The sequence below is a fragment of the Kineococcus haloalkalitolerans genome (assembly GCF_050871905.1).
Lineage (GTDB): Bacteria > Actinomycetota > Actinomycetes > Actinomycetales > Kineococcaceae > Kineococcus.
This window is the reverse complement of sequence record NZ_JBJLSH010000095.1, coordinates 1-3,831: the sequence shown is the minus strand read 5'-3', so window position 1 is coordinate 3,831 and position 3,831 is coordinate 1. Positions and strand designations below refer to the sequence as shown.

Here is a 3,831-nt window from a genome sequence, read left to right as displayed (position 1 = left end):
CCCGCGCAGCCCCCCCCCGCCCCCCCCCCGCCGCCGGCCCCGCCCCCCCCCCCCCCCCCCCCCCCCCCCCCCCCCCCCCCCCCGCGCCCCCCCCCCCTCGCGCGCGTCCGGGACCGGGTGGTCCCCCGCACCCCTCACCCCTCCGTGGTCTGGCGGGAAACCCAGCGAGACCACGGGAGGAGCGGGGCCGGCCCGTGAGGTCAGGCGGTCACAGCTTCGCGCGCTGCGCCTCGATCGCCTCCAGGACCGTCTTGCGGCCCTCGCCCAGCTCCCGCTCCGCCTTCTCCGCGCGGTCCAGCGCGTCGGCGTCGTCCATGCGCCGCACCGCCTTGGCGGCCTCCGCGGCGGTCAGGTCGATGAGCTCCGCGGCGGCGCGGGCGTGCTGCGCGGCGTCGGTGTTCGCGACGTGCTGCTCGCGGCCCGAGCGCTTGCGGGTGTCGGTGGCCCGCCGCTCGTCCTCGTCGAGCAGCTCCCACGCCGCGTCGGGCAGGTACCGCTTCGTCCCGCTGCCGCCGTCACCGCGGGCGTCGGCCGAGCCGTCGGCGGTGCGCCAGTCCTGCTCCGTCCAGCGCTGCAGGTGCTCCTGGGACTCGCTGCGCTCACCGGGGTGCCGGTACCCGCCGCCGGCCGCCTCGTACTCGTGCTTCAGGAGCTGGCTCTTGCGGGCGCTCCACTGCCCGGCCTTCCCGCCCTTCTCCCCGGCCTTGATCTCCTCCTTGAGCCGCTCGCGCAGCTCGGGCTCCGTGTAGTCCTCGCCGTAGTCCTCCGCGGACTTCCCGCTCATGCCCCCTGCCTACCCGCGAGCCGGCGCACCCGCACCCCGGGGCGGGGCTTCAGCCCGGCGGCCCCGCTGCCGATGGACTCCACGAGCCCACCCGGGCCGCCGGTGCCGGCGGCTGCACGACGAGAGAGCAGGAGAATCCGTGGACGGCATGGACGAGATCGTCCAGGAGTTCCTCGTCGAGAGCTACGAGAACCTGGACCAGCTGGACTCCGACCTGGTCGCGCTGGAGCAGCAGCCGGGCTCGCGCGAGCTGCTGGCCAGCGTGTTCCGCACGATCCACACCATCAAGGGCACCAGCGGCTTCCTGGCCTTCGGGCGCCTGGAGTCCGTCGCGCACGTCGGGGAGAACCTCCTGGCGCGCCTGCGCGACGGCCAGCTCGTCATGACGCCCGTCACCACCGACGTGCTGCTGCGCATGGTCGACACCATCCGCGCCCTGCTGGCCTCCATCGAGGAGCGCGGCACCGAGGACACCGTCGAGGTCGACGACGTCGTCGCCGCCATCCGCGCCGTCCTCGACGGCGAGGAGCCCGTCCTGCCCGCTGCCGCGCCCGCCGGCGCCGAGGTGGTCGACGAGCCCGCGCCCGTCGCCGCGCCCGTCGCCGCGCCCGTCGCCGAGGTGGCCCCCGAGCCGGAGCCCGAGGTCGCCCCCGAGCCCGCGCCCGTCGCCGAGGCCACCCCCGTCGTCGAGCCCGAGCCGGCCCCCGCGGTCGAGCCCGCCCCTGTCGCCGCGGCCGAGCCCGCTCCCGTCGCCGCGGCCCCCGCGCCCGCCGCCGCAGCGCCCGCCGCCCCCGCCGCCGGCGGTGAGCGCGTGGCCGCCAGCGACGCCACCGTCCGCGTGGACGTGGAACTGCTGGAGTCCCTGGTGCGCCAGGCCGGCGAGCTCGTCCTGGCCCGCAACCAGATCCTGCAGCGCGCCAGCGCCCTGCGCGACGAGGACCTCACCCGCGCCTGCCACCGCCTGAACCTCGTCGCCAGCGAGATGCAGGAGGGCGTCATGCGCACCCGCATGCAGCCCATCGAGCACCTGTGGTCCAAGCTGCCCCGCGTCGTGCGCGACCTCGGCAACATGCTCGGCCGCAAGATCCAGCTCGAGATGGAGGGCAAGGAGACCGAGCTCGACCGCACCCTCCTCGAGGCCGTCAAGGACCCGCTGACCCACATCGTCCGCAACGCCGTCGACCACGGCATCGAGCCGCCCGAGGTCCGCCTCGCCGCCGGCAAGCGCGAGGTCGGCACCCTGCGCCTGCGCGCCGCCCACGAGGGCGGCCAGGTCCTCGTCGAGGTCCGTGACGACGGCAAGGGCATCGACCCGGCCGTCATCGGCGCCAAGGCCGTCTCCAAGGGCCTGGTCACCCAGGCGAAGCTGGAGACCCTCACCACCAACGACGTCCTGCAGTTCCTGTTCCTGCCCGGTTTCTCCACCGCCGCGAAGGTCACCAACGTCTCCGGCCGCGGCGTCGGCATGGACGTCGTCAAGACGAACATCGAGCGCATCGGCGGTTCCGTCGACGTCGAGTCCACCCCCGGCCAGGGCACCATCTGGCGGCTGCGGATCCCGCTGACCCTGGCGATCGTCCCGGCCCTCACGGTCGAGTGCGCCGGCCAGCGCTACGCCATGCCGCAGGTGAACCTGCTGGAGCTGGTCAGCCTCGACACCGAGCGCATGGCCAACGCCATCGAGGACGTCGGCGGCGCCAAGGTGTACCGGCTGCGCGGCGCGCTGCTGCCGCTGGTGCGCCTGGAGGAGGCGCTGGAGCTCAAGCGCCCCGCCGGCGAGGAACTGCCCACCAGCCTCGTCATCGCCGTCCTGGAGTGCGACGGCCGCCGCTTCGGCCTCGTCGTCGACCGCGTCCTGGACACCGAGGAGATCGTCGTCAAGCCGCTGTCCGGCGTGCTGAAGGCCATCGGCAGCTACGCCGGCGCGACCATCCTCGGCGACGGGCGCGTCTCCCTCATCCTCGACGTGCAGTCCCTGGCGCGGCGCACCATGCGCGCCGACGGCATCGAGCACGCGGCCGCCGAGACGGCCACCGCCACCTCCGCCACCGCCGAGGGGCAGCGCCTGCTCGTCGTCGGCCTCGGCGACGACCGCCGGGTGGCGATCCCGCTGGACGTCGTCACCCGCCTGGAGGAGTTCAAGACCGCCTCCATCGAGCGCGTCGGGCGCCGCGAGGTCGTCCGCTACCGCGGCGAGATCCTGCCGCTGGTCCGCCTCGCCAACCACCTCGGCGGCGGTTTCCGCGGCGGCCCCGGCGGCGGGGACCTGGACGCCCTGCCGGGCGTCGTGTACTCGGCGCGCGGGCGCAGCGTCGCCATCGTCGTCGACGAGATCGTCGACATCGTCTCCGGCCAGGACGCCCACAGCGACATCGACGACACCGGCCTCGTCGGTTCCGCGGTCATCCGCGACCGCGTCACCGAGCTCCTCGACGTCCGCGCGGCCATCCTCGCCGCGGACCCGAACTTCTTCAGCGAGCAGGCCCAGCGCGAGCTCGCCGCCGCCTCGACCCGACTGGGAGCCTGAGATGTCCACGCAGTACGCGACGTTCCACCTGGCGGGCCACCTGTTCGGCGTCGAGGTGCGCCGGGTGCAGGAGGTGCTCACCGAGCAGCCCCGCACCCCCGCCCCGCTGGCCCCGCACGCCGTCGCCGGCCTCATCAACCTGCGCGGGCAGGTCGTCACCGCGCTGGACCTGCGCCGCCGCCTGTGGCTGCCCGACCGCGAGGAGGGCAAGGTCGCGATGAACGTCGTCGTCCGCGCCGCCGAGGAGGTCTGGAGCCTGCTCGTCGACTCCATCGGCGGGGTCATCGAGGCCGCCGACGCGACGTTCGAGCCGCCGCCGGACACGCTGTCCGGGCCGATCCGCGAGCTCATCCGCGGCGCGTACAAGCTCGACGACGCGCTGCTGCTCGTCCTCGACGTCGACAAGGCCCTCGAGCTGGAGGGCGCCGCCGCCTGACGGCGCCCGCCCCACCGGCCCGGGTCCCCGCGAGGGGGCCCGGGCCGGCGGCGTCCGCGGCGGGCACCCCGGTCAGCGCGGCGG

The 3,831-nt window shown here is 75.4% G+C and carries 3 protein-coding genes; 2 read left to right on the top strand and 1 reads right to left on the bottom strand.

Features of this window, described 5'->3' with window-relative positions:
• Positions 1-208: 208 nt before the first annotated feature.
• Positions 209-784: a hypothetical protein gene (locus ACRYMY_RS19565; protein WP_432548883.1), complete on the bottom strand. Its 576-nt coding sequence runs from the start codon at positions 782-784 to the stop codon at positions 209-211.
• Between the two features lie 139 nt (positions 785-923).
• On the opposite strand from ACRYMY_RS19565, the gene ACRYMY_RS19560 reads away from it, so the two are divergent.
• Both ACRYMY_RS19560 and ACRYMY_RS19555 read left to right on the top strand, forming a co-directional pair.
• Positions 924-3,311 (top strand): chemotaxis protein CheA, encoded by a 2,388-nt coding sequence (locus ACRYMY_RS19560; RefSeq protein WP_432548882.1) that lies wholly within the window; start codon positions 924-926, stop codon positions 3,309-3,311.
• A 1-nt stretch (position 3,312) separates the two neighbouring features.
• The gene (locus ACRYMY_RS19555) at positions 3,313-3,747 is read left to right on the top strand and encodes a chemotaxis protein CheW (RefSeq protein WP_369055852.1); all 435 of its coding nucleotides are present in this window, start codon (positions 3,313-3,315) and stop codon (positions 3,745-3,747) included.
• Positions 3,748-3,831: the final 84 nt, after the last annotated feature.

What these genes read in the sequence shown, in the direction of transcription:
- ACRYMY_RS19555 (WP_369055852.1), top strand. Translation starts at nt 3,313, where the DNA reads ATGTCCACGCAGTACGCGACGTTCCACCTGGCGGGCCACCTGTTCGGC.
- ACRYMY_RS19565 (WP_432548883.1), bottom strand. Translation starts at nt 784, where the DNA reads ATGAGCGGGAAGTCCGCGGAGGACTACGGCGAGGACTACACGGAGCCC.